Annotated in this window: 21 protein-coding genes; 13 read left to right on the forward strand and 8 right to left on the reverse strand. The window is 59.5% G+C overall.

Translation table 11 applies throughout. From position 1 onward, the window contains the following. Positions 1–179 precede the first annotated feature (179 nt). The 4 genes from ACQ4OB_RS04855 (at position 180) to ACQ4OB_RS04870 (ending at position 4,544) form a co-directional block, all read left to right on the forward strand. Entirely contained in the window at positions 180–2,093 is a 1,914-nt protein-coding gene (locus ACQ4OB_RS04855; protein ID WP_074871225.1) for a sigma-54-dependent Fis family transcriptional regulator, read from the forward strand. 195 nt (positions 2,094–2,288) lie between these two features. Beyond that, positions 2,289–3,638 (forward strand): UDP-N-acetylmuramate:L-alanyl-gamma-D-glutamyl-meso-diaminopimelate ligase, encoded by a 1,350-nt coding sequence (mpl, locus tag ACQ4OB_RS04860; RefSeq protein ID WP_430955222.1) that lies wholly within the window; start codon positions 2,289–2,291, stop codon positions 3,636–3,638. Then, positions 3,635–4,267 (forward strand): flavin prenyltransferase UbiX, encoded by a 633-nt coding sequence (gene ubiX, locus ACQ4OB_RS04865; protein WP_074871217.1) that lies wholly within the window; start codon positions 3,635–3,637, stop codon positions 4,265–4,267. The genes mpl and ubiX overlap by 4 nt, the downstream gene beginning before the upstream one ends. Next, complete coding sequence (locus ACQ4OB_RS04870) at positions 4,260–4,544, forward strand: YceK/YidQ family lipoprotein (protein ID WP_074871215.1); 285 nt, start codon at positions 4,260–4,262, stop codon at positions 4,542–4,544. Before ubiX ends, ACQ4OB_RS04870 begins: the two co-directional genes overlap by 8 nt. 130 nt (positions 4,545–4,674) lie before the next feature. Here the strand turns inward: ACQ4OB_RS04870 and ACQ4OB_RS04875 are convergent, their stop codons facing one another. From ACQ4OB_RS04875 to ACQ4OB_RS04885, 3 genes are all read right to left on the reverse strand, one after another. Further along, the gene (locus tag ACQ4OB_RS04875; RefSeq protein WP_074871213.1) at positions 4,675–5,316 is read right to left on the reverse strand and encodes an oxidoreductase; all 642 of its coding nucleotides are present in this window, start codon (positions 5,314–5,316) and stop codon (positions 4,675–4,677) included. Positions 5,317–5,343: 27 nt separating this feature from the next. Then, a complete protein-coding gene (locus tag ACQ4OB_RS04880; RefSeq protein WP_074871212.1) occupies positions 5,344–7,062 on the reverse strand; it encodes a C13 family peptidase in 1,719 nt (572 codons plus the stop codon). A 112-nt stretch (positions 7,063–7,174) separates the two neighbouring features. Continuing rightward, positions 7,175–7,630, reverse strand: coding sequence for a MaoC family dehydratase (locus ACQ4OB_RS04885; RefSeq protein ID WP_074871210.1), 456 nt, complete (start codon positions 7,628–7,630; stop codon positions 7,175–7,177). Between the two features lie 196 nt (positions 7,631–7,826). Between ACQ4OB_RS04885 and ACQ4OB_RS04890 the strand changes: the two genes are divergently transcribed. From ACQ4OB_RS04890 to ACQ4OB_RS04900, 3 genes are read left to right on the forward strand one after another with little or no spacing between them, the layout of a single operon-like run. Further along, positions 7,827–8,189 carry a CidA/LrgA family protein gene (locus tag ACQ4OB_RS04890; protein WP_076029618.1) on the forward strand — a complete coding sequence of 121 codons (363 nt, stop codon included), beginning with the start codon at positions 7,827–7,829 and terminating at the stop codon, positions 8,187–8,189. Continuing rightward, positions 8,186–8,902 carry an LrgB family protein gene (locus tag ACQ4OB_RS04895; RefSeq protein WP_074871207.1) on the forward strand — a complete coding sequence of 239 codons (717 nt, stop codon included), beginning with the start codon at positions 8,186–8,188 and terminating at the stop codon, positions 8,900–8,902. Before ACQ4OB_RS04890 ends, ACQ4OB_RS04895 begins: the two co-directional genes overlap by 4 nt. Positions 8,903–8,912: 10 nt before the next feature. After that, positions 8,913–9,503 (forward strand): LON peptidase substrate-binding domain-containing protein, encoded by a 591-nt coding sequence (locus ACQ4OB_RS04900; RefSeq protein WP_008152802.1) that lies wholly within the window; start codon positions 8,913–8,915, stop codon positions 9,501–9,503. A 15-nt stretch (positions 9,504–9,518) separates the two neighbouring features. Here ACQ4OB_RS04900 and ACQ4OB_RS04905 read toward each other — a convergent pair whose 3' ends face one another. The 5 genes from ACQ4OB_RS04905 to ACQ4OB_RS04925 all read right to left on the reverse strand — a co-directional run bounded on the left by ACQ4OB_RS04905 (position 9,519) and on the right by ACQ4OB_RS04925 (position 20,374). Then, positions 9,519–11,555, reverse strand: coding sequence for a hypothetical protein (locus tag ACQ4OB_RS04905; protein WP_430955223.1), 2,037 nt, complete (start codon positions 11,553–11,555; stop codon positions 9,519–9,521). Between the two features lie 472 nt (positions 11,556–12,027). Further along, on the reverse strand, positions 12,028–14,385 hold the full coding sequence (locus ACQ4OB_RS04910) for a hypothetical protein (RefSeq protein ID WP_430955224.1): 2,358 nt from the start codon (positions 14,383–14,385) through the stop codon (positions 12,028–12,030). 61 nt (positions 14,386–14,446) lie between these two features. Further along, positions 14,447–17,755 carry a calcium-binding protein gene (locus ACQ4OB_RS04915; RefSeq protein WP_430955225.1) on the reverse strand — a complete coding sequence of 1,103 codons (3,309 nt, stop codon included), beginning with the start codon at positions 17,753–17,755 and terminating at the stop codon, positions 14,447–14,449. Positions 17,756–18,191: 436 nt separating this feature from the next. Beyond that, the gene (locus tag ACQ4OB_RS04920; protein WP_102615779.1) at positions 18,192–19,508 is read right to left on the reverse strand and encodes a bifunctional DedA family/phosphatase PAP2 family protein; all 1,317 of its coding nucleotides are present in this window, start codon (positions 19,506–19,508) and stop codon (positions 18,192–18,194) included. A gap of 167 nt (positions 19,509–19,675) precedes the next feature. After that, complete coding sequence (locus tag ACQ4OB_RS04925) at positions 19,676–20,374, reverse strand: DNA-3-methyladenine glycosylase (RefSeq protein WP_074871199.1); 699 nt, start codon at positions 20,372–20,374, stop codon at positions 19,676–19,678. Between the two features lie 189 nt (positions 20,375–20,563). Between ACQ4OB_RS04925 and ACQ4OB_RS04930 the strand changes: the two genes are divergently transcribed. The 6 genes from ACQ4OB_RS04930 (at position 20,564) to rodA (ending at position 26,611) form a co-directional block, all read left to right on the forward strand. After that, positions 20,564–21,835, forward strand: coding sequence for a glutamate-5-semialdehyde dehydrogenase (locus ACQ4OB_RS04930; RefSeq protein WP_074871197.1), 1,272 nt, complete (start codon positions 20,564–20,566; stop codon positions 21,833–21,835). Between the two features lies 1 nt (position 21,836). After that, positions 21,837–22,526, forward strand: coding sequence for a nicotinate-nucleotide adenylyltransferase (nadD, locus tag ACQ4OB_RS04935; RefSeq protein WP_430955226.1), 690 nt, complete (start codon positions 21,837–21,839; stop codon positions 22,524–22,526). Between the two features lie 72 nt (positions 22,527–22,598). Further along, positions 22,599–23,093: a ribosome silencing factor gene (gene rsfS / locus ACQ4OB_RS04940; RefSeq protein WP_008152812.1), complete on the forward strand. Its 495-nt coding sequence runs from the start codon at positions 22,599–22,601 to the stop codon at positions 23,091–23,093. Positions 23,094–23,102: 9 nt separating this feature from the next. Continuing rightward, positions 23,103–23,570: a 23S rRNA (pseudouridine(1915)-N(3))-methyltransferase RlmH gene (gene rlmH, locus ACQ4OB_RS04945; RefSeq protein WP_007937439.1), complete on the forward strand. Its 468-nt coding sequence runs from the start codon at positions 23,103–23,105 to the stop codon at positions 23,568–23,570. A gap of 10 nt (positions 23,571–23,580) precedes the next feature. Further along, positions 23,581–25,476: a penicillin-binding protein 2 gene (gene mrdA, locus ACQ4OB_RS04950; RefSeq protein WP_074871193.1), complete on the forward strand. Its 1,896-nt coding sequence runs from the start codon at positions 23,581–23,583 to the stop codon at positions 25,474–25,476. 31 nt (positions 25,477–25,507) lie between these two features. Continuing rightward, entirely contained in the window at positions 25,508–26,611 is a 1,104-nt protein-coding gene (gene rodA / locus ACQ4OB_RS04955) for a rod shape-determining protein RodA (RefSeq protein ID WP_074880374.1), read from the forward strand. Positions 26,612–26,618 lie beyond the last annotated feature (7 nt).

Genomic DNA, 26,618 nt, shown 5'->3' on the forward strand with positions numbered 1-26,618 from the left:
GCCTCACGCCATTTTGCTTCGTGTAGCAGCTGCCGAAGGCTGCGTCCGAGTGCGAAGCGCTCGCCTCATTTTTGGCGATGCATACGGGACACCGGTTTACGACTGCTTCGCAGCCGGACGCAGCCTTCGGCAGCTGCTACACGGATGCGGAGCAGACTCAGCGGGGAGAACAATAAGAAATGCACGACAACCATTTGAGTCGCCATGCCCAGCAGGTCTTGACCGTCACTCAGGGCAAAACCCACCTGCACGGTCCCGGCAGCGACCCGTCGATTGCCCGTTCCTGGCTGCGCTGTCTTGAGGACTACCACCTCGACCCGGCCCTGACCATGGCGCCGACGGTGCTGGAACATGGTCGCGTACTCGAAAGCCGCGAACGCTTGCAGCAAGTACTGCACATCGCCGGCAGTGAAATGACCAGCCTTCATCAGCAGCTTTCCGGCGCTGGCCACGCCGTTCTGCTGACCGACGCCCGTGGCGTGATCCTCAATTGCGTCACCGCGCCTGCCGAGCGGAAGATTTTCGAGCGCGCCGGCCTCTGGCTCGGTGCCGACTGGAGCGAAGCCTGCGAAGGCACCAACGGCATTGGCACCTGTCTGGTGGAGCGTCAGTCCCTGACCATCCACCAGGACGAGCATTTTCGCGGCCGTCACACCGGCCTGACCTGCTCGGCGAGCCCGGTGTTCGACCCTCACGGCGAACTGCTGGCAGTGCTCGACGTGTCCTCGGCGCGGCACGAGGTCTCGCGTCAGAGCCAATTCCATACCATGGCCCTGGTCAATCTTTCGGCGAAGATGATCGAGAGCTGCTATTTCCTGCGCTACTTCGACAATCAGTGGCTGCTGCGTTTTCACCTTCAGGCCGAATCCGTCGGGCTGTTCAGCGAAGGGTTGCTGGCGTTTGACGGGGAAGGGCGGATCAGTGCGGTCAACCAGAGTGCGTTGAACCTGCTGGGGCATATTCGCGGTGGGTTGCTGGGCAAACCGGTGGAGGCGTTTTTCGATTGCTCGCTGGATGAATTGCTCGGCCGCGCCAGCGTCAATGCCAGCGCCAGTTGGCCGTTGCGCACCCGCGACGGGCGGTGCTTGTTTGCGGTGTTGCGCGGGCAGCCACGCAGCATTCCGGTGCCGGTGGTGCAACGTGCGGTGATCGCCGAACCTTCGCGCTTGTCGGGCATTTGTCTGGGTGACACGGGCTTGCAGGAAGATTTCCGCAAATCCTTGCGTGTGTTCGAGCGGGACGTACCGCTTCTGATCAACGGCGAAACCGGGTCCGGCAAAGAAGCTTTTGCCAAAGCCGTCCATCAGGCCAGCCAGCGAGCAGAAAAAGCCTTCGTCGCCCTTAACTGCGCGGCGATCCCTGAAAGCCTGATCGAGAGCGAACTGTTTGGTTATCGCGGCGGCAGTTTTACCGGTGCGCGCAAGGAAGGCATGCGCGGCAAGTTGCAGCAGGCTGATGGCGGGACTCTGTTTCTCGATGAAATCGGCGACATGCCCCTGGCTTTGCAGACCCGGCTATTAAGGGTGCTGGAGGATCGTCAGGTGGTGCCGATCGGTGGTGAGCCGGAGTCGGTCAACGTACGGATCATCAGCGCCACTCACCGCAATCTGCTGGAGCGGGTGCAGGACGGCAGCTTTCGCGAGGATTTGTATTACCGGCTCAACGGGCTGGAAGTTGCACTGCCGGCGTTGCGTGATCGCAGTGATAAATCTCAGTTGCTCGACTTTTTGCTGGCCGAAGAGGCGGGCGGGGAAACCGTCTTGATCGACGGTCCGGCGCGCCAGGCTTTGCTGGCCTTCGCGTGGCCGGGGAATGTGCGGCAGTTGCGCAATGTGTTGCGGACCTTGGCGGCGTTGTGTGATGGCGGGCGGATCGGGCTGGAGGATTTGCCGGCGATGATCCGTCAGGCCCGACCGGTGCCGGTTGTTGCGGTTGAAGAGTCGTCGGACCATCCGCTGGATGATGCCGAGCGGTTGGCCTTGCTGAATGTGCTGGAACAGACGCGTTGGCATATGACTCACACAGCGGAACAGTTGGGTGTCAGTCGTAACACCCTTTATAGAAAACTGCGTAAACACGGGATAGCCCGCTAGGCCGTTGATCGTTCCCACGCTCCGCGTGGGAATGCCTCCCCGGACGTTCCGCGTCCGCTTTTGGGACGCAGAGCATCCCTTGCTGCATTCCCACGCAGAGCGTGGGAACGATCAGCGTGGGGACGATCATTAAAGACAGAGTGCGAATTTTCCCACCCTACGCTAACCTGCGGCCATGTTTTGCGAGGTCGACTAATGCACATTCACATTCTTGGTATCTGCGGCACTTTCATGGGTTCGATGGCGGTTCTGGCCAAAGAGCTGGGCCATCACGTGACGGGCTCCGATGCCAACGTCTACCCGCCGATGAGCACTCAGCTTGAAGCTCAGGGCATTGAGTTGACCCAAGGCTACGACCCGGCGCAGCTCGATCCGGCGCCGGATCTGGTGGTGATCGGCAATGCCATGTCCCGCGGCAACCCGGCTGTCGAATACGTGCTGAACAAAGGCCTGCCGTACGTCTCCGGCCCGCAATGGCTGGCGGATCACGTACTGCAAGGTCGCTGGGTGCTGGCCGTCGCCGGTACCCACGGCAAAACCACCACCAGCAGCATGCTCGCCTGGGTATTGGAACATGCGGGCATGAGCCCGGGTTTCCTGATCGGCGGTGTGCCGCAAAACTTCTCGGTGTCCGCTCGTCTGGGTGATACGCCATTCTTCGTGATCGAAGCCGATGAGTACGACAGCGCGTTCTTCGACAAGCGTTCCAAGTTCGTTCACTACCGCCCGCGCACGGCGATCCTGAACAATCTTGAATACGATCATGCCGACATCTTCCCCGATCTGCCGGCTATCGAGCGGCAATTCCATCATTTGGTGCGAACCATTCCGAGCGAAGGCCTGGTGATTCATCCGACCACCGAGCCGGCATTGCTGCGCGTTATCGAAATGGGCTGCTGGACCCCGGTGCAAACCACCGGCGCCGGTGGTCAGTGGCAGGTCAAACTGCTCAGCGAAGACGGTTCGAAGTTTGAAGTGATGTTCGAAGGTGTTGCCCAAGGTGTGGTCGAGTGGGACATGACTGGCCAGCACAACGTCGCCAACGCCCTGGCCACGTTGGCTGCGGCGCGCCATGTTGGTGTTGTGCCGTCCATGGGCATCGCTGCGCTGAGCGCCTTCAAAAGCGTCAAGCGCCGGATGGAGAAAGTCGCGGAGGTTCGCGGCATCACCATCTACGACGACTTCGCCCACCATCCGACGGCGATTGCGACGACCCTCGACGGGCTGCGCAAGCGCATCGGCGATGCACCGCTGATCGCGATCATCGAGCCGCGCTCCAACTCCATGAAGCTCGGCGCTCACCGCGACGGCTTGCCGGAAAGCGTGGTCGATGCCGATCAAGTGATCTGGTATGCGCCGGCCAACCTCGGTTGGGATCTGGGGGCTACTGCTGCGTTGTGTTCGGTGCCGTCGATCGTCAGCGATTCGCTGGAAGGCATCATCGAGCGCGTGAAGAGCCAGGCCCAGCCCGGCACTCACGTGGTGATCATGAGCAACGGCGGCTTCGGCGGCCTGCACGGCAAACTGGCCGAGGCGCTGCAATGAACAACGGCCCGGAACGCATCACGCTGGCGATGACCGGGGCTTCCGGCGCCCAATATGGTTTGCGCCTGCTGGACTGCCTGATTCGTGAAGACCGCGAAGTGCACTTCATGATCTCCAGGGCGGCGCAACTGGTGATGGCCACCGAGACTGACGTGAGTTTGCCGCCGAAAACCCAGATGATGCAGGCCTTCCTTACCGAATACACCGGCGCTGCCGCCGGGCAGATTCGGGTGTATGGCAAGGAAGACTGGATGTCGCCCGTGGCCTCGGGCTCCGGCGCGCCGGCAGCGATGGTGGTGGTGCCGTGTTCCACCGGCACCTTGTCGGCCATCGCGACGGGAGCCTGCAACAACCTGATCGAGCGTGCCGCCGACGTCACCTTGAAGGAACGTCGCCAGCTGATTCTGGTGCCGCGTGAGGCGCCGTATTCGAGCATTCATCTGGAGAACATGCTCAAGTTGTCGAACATGGGCGTGACGATTTTGCCGGCGTCGCCCGGTTTTTATCATCAGCCGCAGACCATCGACGATTTGATCGATTTTGTCGTGGCGCGAATTCTCAATCTGTTGAACATTCCCCAGGACATGCTGCCGCGTTGGGGCGAACACCATCTGACCAGCGATGAATAAGCTGCTGGCGATTGTGCTGGCGCTGCAATTGGCTGGCTGCGCCACGGCGCGAACGCTCGATGCCGCCAAGCCAGGGGCGCCCGTGGTGTATTCGGGGACGCGTCTGGATTTGTATGCCTTGAATGGCGGTTGCTGTGCCATGGACCGCTTCGGCGCCGAAGCCCCGAGCTACCCCGGCATTGACCTGCCGGCCAGTGCGTTGCTCGACACGCTGCTGTTGCCGCTGTCGGTGCTCACGGTGATCGGTGTAAGTTTTCAGGCTACGGGTGGTCTCTGACTGATCGCTGACTGATCGTTCCCACGCTCTGCGTGGGAATGCAGCCCGGGACGCTCTGCGTCCCAAAGCGGACGCAGAGCGTCCATTGAGGCATTCCCACGCAGAGCGTGGGAACGATCTTAGTAGGGCTTTACTTGCCGAGTTTTCGCAACTCATCCGACTCGACAATCCGCACCCCTTCCTGCTCTTCCAGCGCCAGTCGCCACATCGCGCGGGCCAGTTGGCAGGCTTCGATGCCGCGGTATTTGCCAGGGATCAAGCGCGACAAAGGCCCGACGAATTGCTCTGCCATGCGCGGTTCCATACGCTCGCCCAGCAGCAGCGAAGGTCGGCAAATGGTCAGTTGCGGCCAGTCCTGTGCGCGCAATGCATATTCCATCTCGCCTTTGACCTTGTTGTAGAAAATCGGGGACCTGCGATCGGCGCCCAGGGCACTGACCACGATCAGGTGCCGTGCGCCCATCTCCCGTGCACGTTTGGCGAATGCCACCACCATGTCCAGGTCCACTGCGCGAAACGCTTCTTCCGAGCCGGCCTTCTTGAGGGTGGTGCCCAGGCAGCAGTAGGCGATGTCGACGCGACCACTCAATTGCGGCAGAAACTCCGCCGGGTCGCCAACCGGGTTTTCCAGGTGGGGATGCTCGGCCAATGGCCGGCGTGAGGGCGCCAATACGCGTGTGATCGTGGGCTCGTTGAGCAGGCGATCAAGTAAATGCTCACCGGTCAACCCGGTAGCTCCGGCAAGCAATACGTGCTGAGGCGTCAAGTACATAGTGTTTCCCCCTTGATACATTTCAGCTTAGTTGCTCTTTGCATCCTTGCTGCTGATGGAGACACTTTGAAGCGCTTTTCGTGCCTGTTGCTTGCGCAACAGCTGCCAGTGGGAAAGAACGGTTTTCGGCGCCCAGATCTGCGGTTCAGAGGCTTCGAAGCTGTCCGCCAGTTCGCGCTCTGCGATGGTGGCCCTGGCCAGTTTGAAGGCGTGCTCCAGGTCGTCGGTCTGGTTCAGTGCCTTGGCGAACAGCGCGTCGCCGAAGTAGGTGAAGTTGGCTTCTTCCGAGCAGCCGAAGGACACGCGGTCAGCGCGCGAGGCGGTCATGATCAGGGTGCGTTCATCCTTGAGCGCCGGAATGAAGCCGCCCGAGTAGCAGGACGAAATCACGATGATCTTGTCGCGGTTTTTCAGCGGCGAGAGAACTGCGGCGAGTTCGTCGGCCGGCAGATCGGACAGTTCCATGCGCGGCTGGTCGAGCACAAATTCGTGTTCGCTGGTGCCGTGGCTGGTCAGGTAGATGAAGATCAGGTCTTCCGGGCCGCTACGTTCGGCCAGGGCGGCGGCAGCGCGACGCAGGTTTTCACGCGTGGCCATCGGCCGGTCGACGAGGTGGTCGCGATGGTTCACCAGGCGGATCTGGCCAAAGGCACTAAAGCGACTTTTGAGCATGTTGCTGACGTAATCGGATTCGCGCAGGAACACGCTTTGCTTGCCGTCACCGCCGAGTGTCAGGGTGTACAACTCGACTGTCGGCGTCGAAGCCGGCACGCTGGACAGTGCATCGTCGAGCAAGCGGCCCTGAGCCAGCAACCCGAGTTCCAGGCTGTCCGGCAGCAGCTTGCCATCGGCATCGCGAACCCGCTGGCCGTTGACCCACGTACCGTTTTGCACTGTGCCGTCAGTCAGCACCAGGGTGCCGCGCCCCGAGTAACTGTCATTGTCGAATTGACCGATGTAGAAGCTGCCGTCGGACAGGTTCAATCGACCTTGGCCGGAGAAGCGCCAGTCAACGAACTGGCCGATGTAATGGCTGCCGTCGGCGCCGATCAACTCGCCCTTGCCGTTTAGCGATCCTTCCTTGAATTGACCGAGCCAGACATCACCGTCGGCGTTCTCGTAGCGACCCTTGCCGTGCAGTTGATTGTTCTTGAAGCCACCGACATATATATCGCCATCGGCGCTGTTGAACGTCCCGTTGCCTTCGAGCTGACCGTCGACGAAATGCCCGGTGAACTGATTGCCGCTGGCGTCGCCCCGTTGGCCTTCGCCGTTGGGTTTGCCGTGGGCGAACTGGCCCTGGTACGAGCTGCCGTCTTCGAGTTCGAGACGACCGAGCCCTGAATATTGATCGGCCTTGAATTCGCCGCGGTAGGTCATGCCGTTTTCTTTGAGGGTGCCTTCGCCGTCCCGTCGACCGGCTTTGAAACTGCCGGTGAAGCTGCTGCCGCTGGTGGTCAGTGTGCCCTTGCCGTCGAACAGCCCCAGATTGAATCCACCGCGATAGACTTCGCCGTTACTGCCGTGCCATTCGCCCTGGCCATGCCAAAGGCCTTTGTCGAAATCGCCGGCGTACCAGCTGCCGTTCGGGTAATCGATCCGGCCCTGGCCTTGCAGTAATCCGTTGACCAGTTCACCGCGATAGCGTCCGCCGTCCGGCAACCGGGCGTCGGGGGGCAACAGCGATTCGCCGTCGCCGCAAGCGGTGAGCAATAAGGTCAGGGCGAGGAGTGCAAGTGGGCGCATAGCGGGATCCGGGCAATTAGGCGACCGAGTATGCCGCAGCTGTTTGACCTTATATAGCCAGGAAACAGAAGAGGGCGCGAAACAGCCTGAGCTGCTTCGCATCCGGGATGGTTTACACGAAACAGAGGGACAGTGGCTCGGCGATGTAGGCCGGTTTGTCCGAGCCTTCGATCTCAAGCGTGGCGGTGGCCTTGAGCAGCCATTGGCCGGGTTTTTTCTCGATGACTTCGTTCATGTCGACCTTGAGTCGTACCCTGGAATTGACCTTCACTGGCTGAATGAAACGCACGGTATCGAGACCGTAGTTGACTACCATCTTCGCCCCTTCAGGCAGGATCAGGATGTCTTCCATCAGTTTGGGGATCAGCGACAGCGACAGGAAACCGTGGGCAATGGTGCTGCCAAATGGCGTTTGCGCGGCTTTGACCGGGTCGACGTGGATGAACTGAAAGTCCCCTGTGGCTTCGGCGAACAGGTTGATGCGCTCCTGATCGATGGTGAGCCATTCGGAACGTCCAAGTTCCTTGCCGACATAATCTTTGAGCTCTGCAACTGGAACATAGGGCATTGAGACTCTCCTTGGGTTCATCGGTTTTATAGTTTTTGAGGTGGGGGGATTTGACCTCCCGAGTTACCACTTTAGATCAACATGGCAAATGGCTCCGGTCAACTGACCATGATTTTGGCGAATGCCGGTCTATAGCGTTGACGTGCTTATAATGCTCGGCGCGTTCGTGCGGGATGAGATTGGCGGGAGATGACGGATGTTGTTACGTGGCCTGACCTGGCTGGTGCTGTTCCAATTGCTGGGCACAGCCATCAACCACTTGTTTCTACCCATACTGCCGGGGCCGATTGTCGGCCTGCTGTTGCTGTTGGTGTTCCTGATCAGCCGTGGCCAGGTCGGCGAGCCGCTGAACCTCGCAGCCAGCAGTCTGCTGCGTTACCTGCCGTTGTTGTTGGTGCCACCGGCCGTGGGTGTGATGGTTTACGCCAAGGACATTGCCGCAGATTTCTGGGCCATCGTCGGTGCGCTGGTGTTGTCTCTGTTGTTGTCCATGGCTTTCGCTGGCGTGCTGATGCAACGCATGGTCAAGCGTCACGCTCATCGTGAGGACAGCCAATGATCTTCGACTGGCACGGCGCCTGGGCGTCGGTGATTCATCATCCGTTGTTCGGCATCGGCATTACGCTGGGCGCTTATCAGCTTGTGCTTGCGGCGTACGAGAAAACCCGCTGGATCTTTCTGCAACCGGTGCTGGTCTCGATGCTGCTGGTGATCGGCGTAGTGGTGGGTTGCGGCCTGAGCTATGCCGAGTACCGCAAGAGCACCGAAATCCTCAGCATCCTGCTCGGGCCGGCGACCGTGGCGCTGGCGGTCCCGCTGTACCTCAATCTGCGACGCATTCGGCAGTTGTTCTGGCCGATATTTACTACGCTGGTGATAGGTGGTGTTGTCGCCACCGGCATGGGCGTATTGCTGGGCTGGTCGTTTGGTGCCGAACACATGATCCTGATGACCATGGCGCCGAAGTCGGTGACTTCGCCGATTGCCATGCTGGTGGCAGAGCAGATCGGTGGCGTTGCGGCGCTGGCGGCGGTGTTCGTGTTGATTACCGGGGTGATCGGGGCGATCTTCGGGCCGAGTCTTTTGACCCGGCTGGGCGTGCATAGCCCCGAGGCACGCGGCATGGCGCTGGGCATGACCGCCCACGCGGTCGGCACGGCGGTGGCGATGCAGGAAAATGAAGAATGCGGCGCCTTTGCGGCGCTGGCGATGAGTCTGATGGGCGTGGCCACGGCAGTTTTGCTGCCGTTGGCGGTGTCGATGGTGGTGTAAGGAAATGTCTATGAGCTTGCCGCTTTTTCCGCTGAATACAGTGTTGTTCCCAGGTTGCATCCTCGATTTGCAAATCTTCGAGGCGCGCTACCTGGACATGATCAGTCGCTGCATGAAGCAGGGCGGCGGCTTTGGCGTGGTGTGCATCCTCGACGGCGAAGAGGTCGGCATCGCGCCGGCGGGCTACGCGCTGGTCGGGTGCGAGGCGCTGATCACTGATTTCAAACAGCAGGACAATGGCTTGCTGGGCATTCGGGTGCAGGGCGGGCGGCGCTTCCACGTGTTGCGTACCGAAATTCAGCGCGATCAACTGACCGTCGCCGAGGTCGAGTGGCTGGAGGACGAACCTGAGCAACCGCTGCAAGACGAGGACGCCGACCTGGTTGCACTGCTCAAAGCCTTGGCCGAACACCCGATGGTCGAGGCGTTGAACATGGGCACCGAAGCAACCGGGCAGCAGTCGCTGGCCAATCAGTTGGCGTACCTATTGCCATTTGCCGAAGTGGACAAGATCGACCTGCTGCAACTCGATGATCCGCAGCAGCGACTGGATGCGATTCAGGCGCTGCTGGATGAGTTGCAAGGCGAGTTGTTTGCCTAGTGTCTGCCGACAGGATCAGGCGGTTGTCGGCGTTATCAAGTCAGGCGTAAAGACCACGTCGTTGGAGAACACTTCCTTACCGGCGGGAAAGTTAATCACCGGTTTGTTGGCCGCCGCCACCTGATCGATCAACATGTCGTAGTCACTCAGGTTGTTTGCGCCGGCCCATGTCCGCTCTTCGATACTGTCAGCCTCGCCTCTGGTTGAATGGTCGGCGTGAACATAGGATTGCAAGTAGATGTCACTGACCCGTGCTGCGCGGGTAAAGGTCGAGTTGACCAGCCAGATCCGGTCTGCGCTGAAGCCACGGCTGGATACTGAAATATGCCCTTCCAGATCATCATCGGGAAACCAGGTTTTACCGCCGGTTCTTTTCGATTCGTCGAGCGCATCCCTGTTGAAATGATAGTTTTCACGGGCCGGGACGATCTCGATGTTGCGGGTGTCGAGCAGGTAACAAAAGGCAATGTTCTGGTTGAGTCTTTTCGGGTAATAGTCCTTCTCCGTGATTCGTCCCGGTTCGCTGTCCGAGCCGCTGTCGGTATCGGAGTCTGCCGCACTGTCAACGGATTCTGTATCGCTCGACTCGGTTCGGCTCAAGTCGCCGGGGTACTTGTGGTACTGAGTGTCGTACAGAAGTTCTTTTATCCCGGATTGCTTGCCGAATTGGCGGATGTACTGTTTCGCGTTGTTCAGACTGAAGGTCGCGCTGACAGCCTTTTGTGTCGTTGAACCTTCACCGAGATCCTGGCGCGGGAGCATATGGCCGTCCCGGGAAAATTCGAAAGGCGTGCGGTCATCGCCCCTGAACATCGCGGGTATATCGGTACGGTACAAACAGTTGTATTTATTGCGCTTGTACCCGGCGTACGCCAGTAAGCCATCGAGATAGGTGCGGGTGTAATTGGCATTGAAATCCGTAAAGCCCCGCCCGCGGTTTCGCAGGCTGAAGATTTCAGGCAGCAACTCCTCGTAGGCGTGGTTGAACCGGTTGATGTTTGTCTCGTCGATGGACGTTTGTTTATGGTTCTCGGCCCACTGCGGGGCGGTGCCGTTGGCCTGTATCTCGGCGAGCATCTGTGTGAGTTGCCGGTTCGACAGGTTGTAAGGCTTCATCGTCGCCGCCACCTCATCCAGGGTTTTGTGCGGGCCTCGCAAGTTCATCCGGACTTGAAGCTGTTCAAGAAGCTTGCCTCTTTCTTCTGCGGTTACACGCGCCATCTCGACGTAATCAGGGGTGTTTCCCGTCTCTGTGGTCGGCTGCGTATCCGGCAGGCGCGGTGGTGTCGCCGGCAAACCGGGCCCCGATAGATCCTCGATCAAGGGGCGTTTTTTAGACGGCCCTGGTTGCTCGTCGATCAGGGGCCGCTTTTGGGGAGTTGGTTGAGGATGGCGCTGGTTGAGCTGCACATTGTCGAACATCGCCTTCAATTGCCCGTACGAGTGTGGCTCCATTAACTCGGCAAATTCGTCTTGCTGCTTGTCAGGTGCCATCCAGCGTCGCAATTCGTTGATCAGATGGGGTTTGCGGCGTCGGTTTGTACGCGGTTGCGCCCATTGTGGCTTGTTGCCGGTACTGGCGACCTCGGCGCGAAATCGGCTGATCTGTGCTCCCTGCAATCCGTAAAAGTCCCAGATGTCGTAGTCCGTCCAGACGGGAATTTGCTGCGCAGGCTGATTGATCGGGGTATCTGGCGGATCGACTCTGACAAAGTGTCCGTTCATATCGACAAAAGCATATTGGGTCGCCGGACCGACGAGCGGGTCCGCGTCCTGTTTTCTATGCATCACCACATACCCATGAAGATTGGTTGCCTGTGGCTCCCAGGTGTAGTGGGCAATGTCGACGTAGCTTTGTGCGGGTAGTTGTTGTGCAGGCGCCGGTTGTGGCACATGCGTTGGTTTTATTGAGGACTCGCCGGGCAGCGACTCGGCAGCCAGGCGCCAGGTCCTGCTGTCTGGGTTGAGCCGCAACGCCGGTCCAGAGGCCGTCAGTTCGTTACGCCGTTTTGCCCGATACATTCCGACAGCGGAGTCGAACTCGACAAGCACCGTTCCACCGGACTGAATGTCGACGTACCGGCGTTGCGCCTGGACTCTAAACCCGTCAGCGCCGGGTGCGGGCAAGAGGTTTGAGGACGATGCGGGCAGACGGAACCGATGCAGTGGGTCGGAGCCGGAAGCGGCGGTTGGTGCTCCGGCAGTGGCAGTGTCCTGGACATTCAAGACGGGCAATGGCAGCAGGGAAGGTTGAGTCAGGGAGGGGCCCGTGATGGGTAACAAGGGGGCTGGCGGCGTAGTGTCCGATGACATGCCTGCCTGCAGATTTGGGTGACCGATTGCAGAGTGTCCTGGCCCATGCAGTGGCGGCAGATTCAATGCGGGTGGTTCAGGCATGTTTATTTTCGGTATCGAAGATACTGGTGGTTTTGGCATGTTGGAATCCTTTCCAATAGTGGCCTGAAAGATGACCGGCTCCCGGAAGTCCAGGGCCGGTATTATTCAACGATGAGCAGAGCTGGCCTTATGGAAACACAATGTCGTTTGAGTATATTTCTCCGTCAGGCAGTTTGATGACAGGTTTGCCCAAGTTTGCGGCCTGATCGATCAAGTTGTCATATTCCCACTCGTTGTCGTCACCGCTCCAGGTTCTTTCTTCAATGGGTCTGCCCGCACGGGGGCTGTGCCTGGCGGACTCGGGCTGACTCAGGTACAGGGCGCAGATGTCATTGATCTTCGCTGCACGCGTCCCGCTCGAGTTGATCAGCCAGATCCTGTCAGCACTCAAGCCGCGCGCAGACATTGAAATGTGGCCTTCATATGAATCGTCGGGAAACCAGATCTTTTCACCGGGCTTTTTTTCGGTTCGCGCATAGGCATTGAAAGCCAGGTTTTCTTCGCCAGGCACAACTTCAATATTGCGGGTGTCGAGCAAATAGGTAAACCCGATGCGCTGATTTTGCCTTTTTGCGATGTAGTGTTTGTCATGGAAACGCAAGAGCGGGTTACCTGAGCTGTCCTCGTCGCTGCTGGATGAGCTGTCGTCCTCGTCACTGCTGGATGAACTTTTGCCTCTTTCTTCGTATCTGCGGGTTCCGCTGTAGTCGATTAATTCCCCTGGGTATTTGTGATGCTGAGTGTCATACAGCAACGCTTCCACCTCTGGAGCGCTGCGAGCATGTACATATGCCTCCGACAGACTGAACGTTGCGCTCACGGCTTTTTGTGTGGTTGATCCGACACCGTGTTTCTGGCGTGGGCGCATGTGATCCTCGAAAAACTCGAAGGGGTTGCGGTCGTCCCCCCTGAACATGGCCGGAATATCAGTTCTGTATAAGCAGTTGTATTTGTTGCGCTGGTAACCGGCCTTTGTGAGCAGGGCATTGAGATATGGACGGGTGAAGTTGTCGGAGAAGGAGATGTTGCCGGTTGACTGGTTTCTGAGGTGCAGTATCTCGGGCAACAGTTCTTCGTAGACTTCATCGAACCGATGAGGGTTGGTTTCGTCCATGGAAGAATGTCTGAGGTCCTCAGCCCACTGGGGAATGCGTCCTTGGGCCTGCACGTCACTGACCAGTCGCGAGAGCTGTCGTGTCGACAGGTTGTAGGGTTGAATCTGGCGGGTGATCTCCTCCCGCGATTTCGCGGCTGGTCCCGTGCTTGTCAGGGATCGAAGTTGTTCGATCAGTTGGTCTCTCAGTGCTCCGTACTCAACGGACTTCGTAATGTAGTCGGGCACTGCGGGACTATCCGCTCTGGGGGATTGTTCGTCCGCCAGGCGTGGGCGTTGTGCCTCGGCTCCGGTTTGCGCTTGCGGGTTGTCCAGCTTGCGTTTGTGTACTTCACGTTGGCGCCTGGCGACCGAATCGAGACTGACCCTGTCGAGTTGCGCCGCCCATTGCTCGACCGAATAGTTCAGAGGCTCCATTCGCCGGTTAAATTCATCCCGGCTCATATGTGGCGCCAACCAGCGGCGAAGTTCATCGAGAAGATACGATTTCTGAAGCCGCTCCTGTCGAATGGAGGCCCATTGCGGCTTCATCCCGGTGACCGTGACTTCGTCGCGGAAACGGGTGATATCACTGCCGGAAAGATCGTACATATCCCATAGGTCACGATCGGTCCACGCCGCTAGCTTGGCCGCCGGCTGGTCGATCGGGGTCGAGCCCGGTTCGACTTTGACGAACGAACCGTTGTCATCCTGAAAGGCCATATGGGTTTCGGGTCCTACGTGTGCGTCCAGGCCTCTTTTTCGATGCAGAACGACGTATCCCTGAAGGTTTGTTGCGTCCGGGTTCCAGACATAGTGTGTGCTATCAAGGTAGATGCGTGGGGCGATAGCAGTCGTTGACATGTTTACTGGCGGCGGGGCAGGGGGATTGAGGCTCCAGCTTTTTCCATCGTTGTTCAGGTGCAATACCGGTCCGCTGGGAGTCACTTCGAAGCGACGTTGTGCCCGGTATGTGTTCGTGCCTGCGTCATAGCTGACTTGGACTGTACCGTTGCCCGGGATGTCGACGTACATGCGTTGGGCATGGATTCGCAAGCCGGCGTCGTTTGGGGCGGGCAACATGTTTGCCGAGTAGACCGACACTCGAAACCCATTCAATGGATCATTGCCGAGAGCACGTGTCGGCACCGTGGACGTAGCGACTGCCTGTGTTTGTATCGGCTGCTGGGCGTCGGGCAACAGACCGGGTGTCAGCCCAGGCGCATGGGGCGTGCCATCAGGCCATCCCGCAGCAGGTTGCATCGACTCCAGCCCTGTATTCACGCGGGTGCCCGGCAGCGACGCATCCGCTTGCAATCGCGGCGGGGTCGTCGTCGGCAGCTCAGGCAGGTTGATTTTGGGTATCGAAGATATCGGTGGTTTGGGTGCCATGTTGGAATCCTTTCCAGTGTTGAAGCGGTGTTTGAATGAAATCAGGTGTGGCGCAATTCGATCATTGATCCATTGGGGTTTCGTTCACGGGGGCGCGCGCGATGTGCATGTCCTCCAGGTGCAGCTTGCGCGACCAGTCACCTTCGAGCGTCCAGTCCTCGGCGACGCTGTCGTAGTAAATGGCTTTGCTGTCATCGTCACGCAATTGCAGATGGAGGATGAGCACCAGGTCGGTCATCGGTTCGTTGCCTTGGCGATGCAGACTGATCCCTGCCTGGATCGCGTCGATGCTGGAATAGGCCTGGGCATTGATTTCTGCCAGAAGCACCACGGCAAATTCCTGTTCGATGTCGTATCGGTGGCCGGATGAGGTGAAAACACGCACCGTTTCCATCAGCGCGTCACCGGTCTCGTCGTTGGGCAGCAGAATAAGGATGTGGCCGACCCATAGCTGTGCGCCGCTCAGGCGGATGTGCTCGCGGCCGATCGTCTCACTCAGGTGCTGTGTATGAATATTCCAGGTTGAAGTACCGATAGCAGCGGCTATCGCGACCGAAGTCGACAGCCTGAGGATGGTGTCGGCCGCCGGATGGATGTCGTAGGTCGCGGCCTGCCCCTCCAGCACGAGAATGCCGGTCTGGGGCGCGGCTTGGATGTCCACCCGCAGGTCCTGCGGTTTCAGCACGGTGGGCGGATGGGCCGCAGGTTGCTGCATCAGGTAGTGGCCGGTACGCTCAACCAGCGAGCGGGGTGTCAGTAAAGTCTTGTGACCCGGTTGGCGTTGGTCTTCAAGATAGGAATGGTGCGGCAGTTCTACCCGGTAGGAAATTCCGTCGCGCATGATGAGCACAAAGTTGTGTGTGGGCATCAGCCCTGACGCGATCACGTTGCCTATGACATTGCTACCGACCCCCGCGCGATCGCGGGCCATGTCTTTGAGCGTCAGGCGCTTTTGATCCATGAAGCGCAAGGTCAAGTTGACGTCCTGGTAGCGCAGGTACTCGGAGTTGATGTTGCGTGTTGACCTGACCGTGTACTGCGCCTCTACGGCTTCTATTTCATGACTGTCGTAATCCAGGAATAGCGTGCTGAGCGTCGTTTCGCTCACGTGCCGGACAGCCAGTACGGTCGAGGCCAAATGTCGATAGACGAAGTAGCTTGAGTGCGATGCGCTGGAGGCGACATGGTCTCCTCCGTTCAACAGTTGCGGCGGGGTTGCAGGTTTGCCCCGCGCCAGGATGATTGCGTTGACGCCGACGTTGTCGCGGCCATCGAGCTGTTGCGGCAAGTCAGGTTTGAGTGAGTAGAGATCCTTGGTGCGCACTATCAGTTTGTCGTTGCGCAGCAGGCGTTTGTCGGCTTCCTGGCGATAAATCCCTTTGACCGTGACGGTGATCCGCGGCAGTTTTCCATCTATCCCGTGAAGAGCGGACAGCACCAGCGAAGTCCCTTCGACCCGCCAGCCTTGAATGCGTTCGAGCGTCCAGTCGAGGTCGATGAGGCTGGGGTCCTGGCCATCTTCGATCAGTGTGGTGGCGTCGGTTTTGTCGGCGATGATGTAGTGATCTTCGCCGGGACCGCCGTTGGCCTGGCTGTTTGGCCCTTTGATCACAATCGTGTCGGCACCTGCGCCGGTGTCGGCAATGTCCGCGTTTCCGCGCAGGACGATTCGGTCCGCCTGCGAACTGCCGGTGATGCTATTCGCGGCGTCCGCCAGCGTTTCGACAGTCTCAACAGACTCAAAGCGCAGGGGCGGGGTGTCGGGGCTGGCGCGCAGGTTCAGTTGCCCTGTTTGCAGGTCAATGTGCACGCCCTGATGCGGCTTGTCGCGCGAGACCTTGCCTTCCAGTTGCAGCGTGTCATTGCCGGCGCCACCTCGCAGCCGACTGCCTGACAGATCGCCAGGCTGGAGAGTGTCGGCGGCGATCCGAAAGCTGAAAATATCATCCTTGTCGCCACCGGTGAGGGTCTTTTTTCCCGTGCCGTAGCTGAACTGGTTGGGTTTGTCCCTGACCCCCACAACGGTGTCGTGCCCGCCTCCCAGTTGCCAGAGGATGGCCTTGTGCTCGCCCGCGCTACCGATGATTGCGCCCGGAATGTGGCTGATGCCTTGGCTGGCATCGAACGTGTCGTCGGTTTCCTTGATGACGGCTTCCTTTTCCTCGATGTATGGACTTTCGCCGCCGGCATCGTCCCACTGGTATTTCCAGTGCTTGACGGTCTGCAATTCGACTTGATAGCTGCCTAACACTACCGCTTCGACAGTGTCTTTCAATTCGTTGTCCAGCCAGCTTCGGGCCGTCTTTTTCAGTAGCTCGCTGTAGCTGCTGTCGGTTTTGGCGACGAGGTAGCGGTCGAGGATGTCTCGATCCATGGTTTGCCCGGTGAACGCAAACCAACCCGAGCGCAAGCGTTCGTGGGTGCTCAATGTAATGTAATCGTCGATGTCATCGACCTGGCGAGCGGCACCGTAAATTCTTGCACCCAGGATGAGCACGGCACCCGCCGCAATCCCGATCGGGCCGGCGGCACTGAAACCGGCAAGTGCCGCTATACCCAGAACAATACTCAGCCCGGCGCTGGTCAGGCTAAGCGCTGCATTGAAGTAGTGATCCTGAGCTTGTTTGCCGGTGGCGCTGGCGGCGTCGTTGAACGCTTTGATGGCGGTGTAGATATCGAAGGGAAGAGTCAGGACACTGGCAAGCAGGCCGGCGCCGCGTGCCAGGTACTTGCCGGCACTGGTTTTGCTGAACCCTGTAAACACCTTGCCGCCACTGAGCATCATGTTTCTGCCGACGTTTTCCAGACCTCGCTCGAGGAACAAAGAACCCACCTCGGCAGTGATCCCGCCTACGTTGATGCCGGCTTCAACCAGGTCGCCTTTCTTCAGTGCTTCTGCGGTGCCCATGATGCCGCTGTAGATGCCGTAGCCCTGCAGCCCGACGCCCATGCTGGTCATGCTGCGGCTTTTGACCTTGTCGGCCCAGCTCGGCAGGTTTTCAGGCAGCGAAGGGGTGCTCAATGACAATTGCTGGGCGGAGTCCAGCAGTTTGCCAAGGCTTTGCATGGACGCTGACAAGTCGGAGGATGATGCTGAAAGCAAAGACTGGGCGCTGGCCGAGCGCAGAACGCCGAGTTCAAACAACAACCCCGCGCAGCTGTCGCTATGTTGAGGGGATTGCAGCCTGCCCTCGATCTTGGCCGGATCAAATTGCAGAGCGTTTATGAATGTCTGGTCGGGCTCAAGCTGAATCGGATGATTTGCGTTGATCACCTGGCCATTGAGCCTGGCCCCCATGTCATACAAGTCCTGGCGACTGATGGTTAATTCGCCAATGCGAACCGGACCGTTCAATTGATCCTGGAGCAAGAGTCTGTTCCGACGTTGTTCATCTTGGGGTGTGGAGGAGGGCATCCGTGCCGAGAGAGAAGGGGGCGTTTCGGTAATACGGATGTTTATCGGCAGTGTTGGATTTTGCCCGGTGGATATGGATGGCGTGGACATGGTTCGAGTATCTCTTCTTTCATATAGATGTAATTCGGTTCTTGGGCCTCATGTTGGCGTTGAAAAGTATTGTTGAGATGGATGTAGCAGGTGCGGTACATATTTATAGCTTTCGTTATTTTATATGCCCTCGCAGACGATTTTTTTAAGAAGCAATGTTGCAAGTTGAGGTTGAATTAAGTAACGCAATAAATAGGGGGCGCTGTTTTATCAACTACTGCGATCTTCTGATCGGTAATAGCGGTCAGTCCAGGCAGTTCACAGCTTCTCTTCGAAAGGAGAAGCTGCGAGCCCTTCGCTATCAGTACGAGTAACGCAACAGAGCGTGAGGCAAATTCCACAGCGCGAAGAAGCCGAACAATGCCATCAACACCGGCAAGACCAACCACCAGACTTTGGTCGGCATCGGATTCAGGACTGTCTGACGCTGGGTCACGGCCAGGCTGGCCGCACAAACACAAGCCGCCAGTACCGCTCCGGCCAGGACATCGGTTGGCCAGTGCGCGCCAAGATAAACCCGCGACATGGCGATGGACACAGCCGGCAAGCAGCCGAGCAGCAGCCAGGTCAGGCGCATGCGCGTTGGCTGGCCTCGGCCGGCCAGTACCGCCAAGGTCAGGAATAGCGCAAACGAACCGGACGAATGACCACTGGGCATGCTGTAGCTGCTCAGCGGATCGGCCAGTACTTCCGGGCGCATCCGGGCGAACAGGTTTTTGGTTCCGGTGTTCGCCAGCGCGGTGATCAGCAGCGTGCTGCCGGCGAAGAGCATGTGTCGCCATTGTCGGGTAACCAGCAGCAGGATCGTCAGCGCCGCGCTGATCGCGAACATGTTTTTGAACTCGCCGAGCTGGGTGAGCATCACCGCCACTTCATCCAGCAGCGGGCTGCGGTGCTCCTGTATCAGCGTCATCAAGCCCTGATCGAAGGCGTTCAGATGCGCAAAGCCAATGAACAACCCACCGAGTATCACCAGGCTGAGGCCGGCGATGTATACGGTAACCAGGCGATGAGCGCGCACGCTGCTGTTGACGCTCAGGCCTACCAGCGCCGCGATGCTGCCGACCACCAGCCCGACCTGTGGCCAGAAACCTTCCGGCAGCGGCAGACGAATCGCCGCGCCAGTGGCCCAGCCGGGCAGCAGATAGGCAACGGTCCAGCCAGCGGCGGCCAGCAGGCTGACGACAGCGAAGCGCGGGAAGGGCATGTCGAACATCCCAGCGACCATCGGCAGCATCGGCCGCAGCGGTCCGATGAAGCGCCCGACCAACAGGCTGGCGATGCCGTAACGCTGGAAATATGCCTCGGCCCCGGCGATCCATTCCGGATGATGACGCAACCCTGGCAGGCGTCGGATGTTCTGATGGAAATGTCGCCCGATGAAGTAAGAGACGGTATCGCCGAGAACGCCAGCGACGAACCCCAGCAATAACGTTTCGCTCAATGACAGCGCGCCACTGCCGGCCAGTACCGCCACGGCGAACAGCAACACCGTACCGGGCACGATCAGCCCGGCAATCGCCAGGCATTCTACAAAGGCCACGATGAACACCGCCGCGGCCAGCCATTGTGGGTTGACCGTCAACCAACCGGTCACGCTATCGAGCCATGGGCCCATAAAAACAACTCCATTGAATAATCAATCGGTCCCGAGGGACGAACGCAATCTTCAAAACACATGTGGGAGCGAGCCTGCTCGCGATAGCGGAGTGTCAGACGACATCTACTTCGACAATCAGTCTGCTATCGCGAGCAGGCTCACTCCCACAATGGATTTTCAATAATTCAGGTCAGCAAAAAATAATCGCGACCTTCTATCTGCCCCCGTCGCAAGGGGTTGCGCGTGCAATACGGCGCGTAAGCCGCATCGACGAAACGGTACATCAGATGCTCATCGCGACCGTGAGGAATGCCCAGGCGTGTGGTTTGTATGATGTGAACGGGCGCCGGGCCGACATCTTCCACCAGCAGCACCTCATGATCGAAGCGCTTGGCGTCCCAGACCGGTACCTTCAAGCCCAATGCCTTGCAAAGCAACGTCTGTCCAGCGCAGAGCTTTTGCGTGGGGCGGGGGCGACCTTGGGTGTCGGGATTGTTCAACAGCATCTGCGCCAGGCTTGCCGGCCCGCTCAAATCATCAACCCACGGATAGGCGGATTTGATCAGCACGGCATTGCCCGGTCCCTGGGCGCTGAAGTTCAGGGAATCGCCGCCACGGGCGTAATACATATAGATGTGGCCGCCATCCAGAAACAAAGCCTTACGTTTTTCTGTGTAGCCGAGGGAGGCGTGACTGCCTTTTTCTTCGAAGTAATAGGCCTCGGTCTCGATAATCCGGGCGCTGAGCCACAAGTCGCCAACCCGATGGCGAATGACTTTGCCGAGTAAATCCCGGGCCAGCGTTTGGGCGTCTCTGTCGAAAAATGCATCCGCGAGCCCCTTGGGCAGGCTCGTCGCAGAGGTGCGAACAGTCAGGTTAGTCATGATGAACGGCGTTTATCAGGGCTGATTGAGTCGCGATGATAACAATTTGCAGCTTAATCACGGCTTAACGTCGGCAAATTGCCCTCCATTTCGACCATCCGCCCGTCACCGCTGTTAGTCCCGGGACGCGACAGCTATAATCTGCCGCTTTACTCTTTACCAAGACCTTAGCAAAGACCACTCCAGACCATGACTGAGTCCGTTCTTGATTACATGACCCGATTGGGTCGCGCTGCCCGCGAAGCTTCTCGCGTCATCGGCCGTGCCAGCACCGCGCAGAAAAACCGCGCCTTGCAGGCTGCTGCCAATGCGTTGGACGCCGCACGCGCCGAGTTGACGGCTGCCAATGAACTGGATCTGGCCGCTGGTCGCGCCAATGGTCTTGAGCCTGCATTGCTTGAACGTCTGGCACTGACCCCGGAACGCATCGACGGCATGATCGTCGGTTTGCGTCAGGTAGCAGCTCTGCCGGACCCGGTCGGCGCGATCCGCGACATGAGTTTTCGGCCGTCGGGCATTCAGGTCGGCAAGATGCGCGTGCCGTTGGGCGTGATCGGGATCATCTACGAATCCCGGCCCAACGTGACCATCGATGCCGCCAGCCTGTGCCTGAAGTCCGGCAACGCAACTATCCTGCGTGGCGGCTCCGAGGCGATTCATTCCAATCGTGCCATTGCCGCCTGCATCCAGCGCGGTCTGGCCGAAGCCGATTTGCCTGCCGCCGTGGTGCAAGTGGTCGAAACCACTGACCGCGCCGCCGTTGGCGCGCTGATCACCATGCCTGAATACGTCGACGTTATCGTGCCCCGTGGCGGTCGTGGCCTGATCGAGCGCGTCAGCCGTGACGCCCGCGTGCCGGTTATCAAGCATCTGGACGGCATCTGTCACGTTTACGTCAGTGCTCACGCCGACCTGCCGAAAGCCCAGCGTATCGCGTTCAACGCCAAGACTTACCGCTACGGTATCTGCGGTGCCATGGAAACCCTGCTGGTGGACCAATCGGTCGCCAAGGATTTCCTGCCATCGATGGCTGCACAGTTCCGCGAAAAAGGCGTCGAGCTGCGCGGCTGCGAACGCACCCGGGCGATCATCGAGGCGGTTGTCGCCAGCGAAGAGGACTGGAACACCGAATACCTGGCGCCGATTCTTTCGATCCGCGTGGTCGACGGGCTGGACCAGGCCATCGAGCACATTAATAAGTACGGCTCCCATCACACCGATTCGATCGTCAGCGAAAACCTGGCCGACACCCGGCGTTTCGTGGCCGAAGTCGATTCGTCTTCGGTGATGATCAATACGCCGACGTGCTTTGCCGATGGCTTCGAATACGGATTGGGTGCCGAGATTGGCATTTCTACTGATAAGCTGCACGCCCGCGGCCCGGTGGGCCTCGAAGGTCTGACCTGCGAGAAGTACATCGTGGTCGGTGATGGCCAGTTGCGCGGCCAGGCGTCGGACTGACTTGGGCGACCTCGACCAGTCAGCCCCGGTAACCGCCAGCGAGCCTGCGCCTCGACGCATTGGCATGTTGGGCGGGACCTTCGATCCGGTGCACATCGGCCATTTGCGCGGTGCGCTGGAAGTCGCCGAATCGCTGGCGCTCGATGAGCTGCGTCTGACGCCCAGTGCCAGACCGCCTCATCGCGGTACGCCGCAGGTATCGGCGAAAGACCGTCTGGCGATGGTCGAGTGCGCGGTGGCCGGTGTGGCACCGCTGGTGGTGGACGCCCGCGAATTGCAGCGGGACAAACCGTCCTACACTATCGACACCCTGGAGCTGATGCGCGCCGAACTGGCCGCCGAAGACCAGGTTTTTCTACTTTTGGGCTGGGACGCATTTTGCGGCCTGCCCACTTGGCACCGCTGGGAAGAGTTGCTCCAGCATTGCCACATCCTGGTGCTGCAACGCCCGGATGCCGACAGCGAACCGCCGGATGCCTTGCGCAATCTGTTGGCGGCACGCTCGGTGAGCGACCCGCTGGCCCTCAAAGGGCCGAGCGGACAGATTGCATTCGTCTGGCAGACACCGCTCGCGGTATCCGCCACCCAGATCCGTCAACTGCTGGCCAGCGGTAAGTCGGTACGTTTCCTGGTGCCCGACGCGGTCCTGGCCTACATCGATGCGCACGGTCTCTACCGTGCGTCGAACTGAAAAAGGGAGCGCTTCAAAACACGTGAACGCGTGTACCGAAGCGCCCGAACATACGAGCAAAACGAGTTTTATATGACTGACAAAGACGTAACTAAAGTAAAGCGCAAAGGCACGTTCAAGAGCGCCCCACTGCCAGTAGAAGTTCCAACCGGCCCCGAGCTGCGCGGCGAAGAGCTGGTCAAGGTTGCCGTAGCGGCCCTGGAAGACGTCAAGGGCCAGGACATTCAGGTGATCGACGTTCGTGAAAAGCAGAGCATCACTGACTTCATGATCATCGCCACCGGTACGTCCAACCGCCAGATCGGCGCGATGCTGGACAAGGTCCGCGAAGCGGTCAAAGCCCAGGGCGTCAAGCCGCTGGGTGAAGAAGGCAAGGGCGACAGTGACTGGGTCCTGCTGGATATGGATGATGTCATCGTGCACATGATGACCGCTTCGGCTCGTCAGTTTTACGACCTGGAGCGTCTGTGGTCCGGTGCAGAGCAGAGCCGTGCCCTGAACGCGGCTCACCACAGCCCGGAAAACACCCATGAGCACTTCGTCAAGCTCAACAAAGACCAGCAATAAGGGACCGCTGTGCGACTGCGACTGATCGCCGTCGGTTCACGCATGCCCAAATGGGTGGAAGAAGGCTGGCATGAATATGCCAAGCGTCTTCCGTCCGAGCTGGCGCTGGAACTGGTGGAAATACCGCTCAACACCCGTGGCAAGAACGCCGACGTGGCGCGCTTCATCCGTCAGGAAGGCGAAGCCATGCTGGCGAAGGTCGGGCCGAACGAGCGCGTTGTCACCCTCGAAGTCCACGGCAAGCCCTGGAGCACCGAGCAGCTGGCGGTCGAGCTCGATCGCTGGCGGCTGGACTCGCGCACGGTGAACTTCATGGTCGGCGGCCCCGAAGGGCTGGCGCCGGAAGTCTGTGCCCGGGCCGATCAGCGCTGGTCGCTCTCGCCGTTGACGTTGCCGCACCCGCTGGTGCGAATCCTGATCGGCGAACAGCTGTATCGTGCCTGGACAGTCCTGTCCGGCCACCCTTACCACAAGTAGTTCTGCCCTCATGCCCCAGCCGATCCGCATCAAGGACCACGAAAAAGACGCCCGTCTGGTGCGTGGCCGCGTCGTGTTCGGGGCCATTGCGGTGGTGGCGCTGATCTGTGTGCTGATCGCGCGGCTGTATTTCCTCCAGGTGATTCAGTACGAGTACCACTCGACCCTGTCGGAAAACAACCGTGTCCATGTGCAGCCGATTCCACCGACTCGCGGGTTGATCTTTGATCGCAATGGCGTGGTGGTGGCCGATAACCGGCCCAGCTTCAGTTTGAGCATGACCCGTGAGCGCTCCGGCGACTGGCAGCAAGTGCTCGACGTCATTGTCGAAGTGCTGGAACTGACGCCTGAAGACCGGGTGATCTTCGAGAAACGCATGCGCCAGGGGCGTCGGCCATTCGAACCGGTGCCGATCCTGTTCGAGCTGAGCGAAGAGCAGATCGCCCGCATCGCGGTCAATCAGTTCCGTCTGCCGGGGGTGGAAGTGGTCGCGCAGCTGGTGCGTCACTACCCGCAGGGCCCGCACTTTGCGCACTCGGTGGGTTACATGGGGCGGATCAACGAAAAAGAGCTGAAGTCGCTCGATCCGGTCAATTACAGCGGCACCCACCACATCGGCAAAACCGGCATCGAGCGCTTCTACGAGCCCGAACTGCACGGCCAGGTGGGTTACGAAGAAGTCGAGACCAATGCTCGAGGCCGCGTATTGCGCGTGCTCAAGCGTACCGATCCGATTCCCGGCAAGGACATCGTCCTGAGCCTGGACATCAAATTGCAGGAAGCGGCCGAAGCTGCGCTCGGCGGTCGTCGTGGTGCGGTGGTAGCGCTGGACCCGAAAACCGGCGAAGTGCTGGCGATGGTCAGTGCGCCAAGTTTCGATCCCAACCTGTTCGTCACCGGCATCAGCTTCAAGGCTTATGCCGAGTTGCGCGATTCCATCGACCGGCCACTGTTCAACCGCGTGCTGCGCGGTCTGTACCCGCCGGGTTCGACCATCAAACCGGCGGTGGCGATTGCCGGCCTGGATGCTGGCGTTGTGACTGCATCGAGCCGAGTGTATGACCCCGGCTATTACCAGTTGCCCAACTACGATCACAAATACCGTAACTGGAACCGTACCGGTGACGGCTACGTCGATCTGGACACGGCGATCATGCGGTCCAACGATACCTACTTCTACGACCTGGCCCACAAACTGGGAATCGATCGGTTGTCGGCCTATATGGGCAAGTTCGGCATCGGCCAGAAGGTTTCGCTGGACATGTTCGAAGAGTCGCCGGGGCTGATGCCTACTCGTGAATGGAAGCGCGCGACCCGGCGTCAGGCCTGGTACCCAGGCGAAACGCTGATTCTCGGGATCGGTCAGGGCTATATGCAGTCCACTCCGTTGCAGTTGGCCCAGGCCACGGCGCTGGTGGCCAACAAGGGGGTGTGGAATCGCCCGCATTTGGCCAAGACCCTCGAAGGTGCGAAGCCAGTGGACGAAAATCCGATGCCTGACATCATCCTGCGTGACCCGTCCGACTGGACCAAGGTCAACCACGGCATGCAGCAGGTAATGCACGGTGCCCGGGGCACGGCACGCAAAGCGGCGATCGGTGCGCAGTACCGCATCGCGGGCAAAAGTGGTACGGCTCAGGTCGTTGCGATCAAGCAGGGCGAGAAGTACGACCGCTCCAAGGTTCAGGAGCGCCATCGTGACCACGCCTTGTTCGTCGGCTTCGCACCGGCCGACAACCCGCAAATCGTGGTGTCGGTGATGGTCGAGAACGGCGAGTCCGGTTCCGGCGTCGCCGCGCCCGTGGTGCGCCAGATCATGGACGCCTGGCTTCTGGATCAGGACGGTCGGTTGAAGGCCGAGTACGCCAGCCCTATCAGTGCGGAGGCTACGGCCCGTGAAGAGTAATTTCGACCGCATCCTCTCCAGCGAGGATGTGATGCGTCGCCGCGCGACGCTGTTGCAACGCATGCACATTGACGGCCCGTTGCTGATCCTGTTGCTGACCCTCGCCGCCGGCAGCCTGTTCGTGCTGTATTCGGCCAGCGGCAAGAGCTGGGATCTGCTGGCCAAGCAAGCCACTTCGTTCGGCATCGGTCTGGTATCGATGATCGTCATCGCCCAATTCGAACCGCGCTTCATGGCCCGCTGGGTGCCAGTGGGGTATGTGATCGGTGTGCTGTTGCTGGTGGTGGTGGACGTCATGGGCCACAACGCCATGGGCGCCACACGCTGGATCAACATTCCCGGGGTGATCCGCTTCCAGCCTTCGGAATTCATGAAGATCCTGATGCCGGCGACCATCGCCTGGTACCTGTCCAAGCGCACCTTGCCGCCGCAGCTCAAGCATGTGGGCGTCAGTCTGTTTCTGATTGGCTTGCCGTTTATCCTGATCGTGCGTCAGCCGGACCTCGGCACTTCGCTGCTGATCCTCGCCGGTGGCGCGTTCGTTCTGTTCATGGGCGGCCTGCGCTGGCGCTGGATCCTCAGCGTGCTCGCTGCTGCTGTGCCGGTGGCTGTCGCCATGTGGTACTTCGTCATGCACGATTACCAGAAGCAGCGAGTCCTGACCTTCCTCGATCCCGAAAGCGATCCGCTGGGCACCGGCTGGAACATCATTCAGTCGAAAGCGGCCATCGGTTCCGGCGGTGTGTTCGGCAAGGGCTGGCTGCTTGGCACCCAGTCGCACCTGGATTTCCTGCCGGAAAGCCACACCGACTTCATCATTGCGGTCATGGGCGAAGAATTCGGCCTGGTGGGCATCTGCGCACTGCTGCTGATTTACCTCCTGTTGATCGGTCGCGGACTGGTGATTACCGCCCAGGCCCAGACATTGTTCGGTAAATTGCTCGCGGGCAGCCTGACCATGACGTTTTTTGTTTACGTTTTCGTCAACATCGGTATGGTCAGTGGCCTGTTGCCGGTTGTGGGGGTGCCGTTGCCGTTCATTAGCTACGGAGGAACTTCGCTGGTGACGCTGCTGTCAGCGTTTGGGGTTTTGATGTCGATCCATACCCATCGCAAGTGGATCGCTCAGGTTTGAATAAGGT

This window comes from Pseudomonas sp. ES4, assembly GCF_050586665.1.
Lineage (GTDB): Bacteria > Pseudomonadota > Gammaproteobacteria > Pseudomonadales > Pseudomonadaceae > Aquipseudomonas > Aquipseudomonas frederiksbergensis.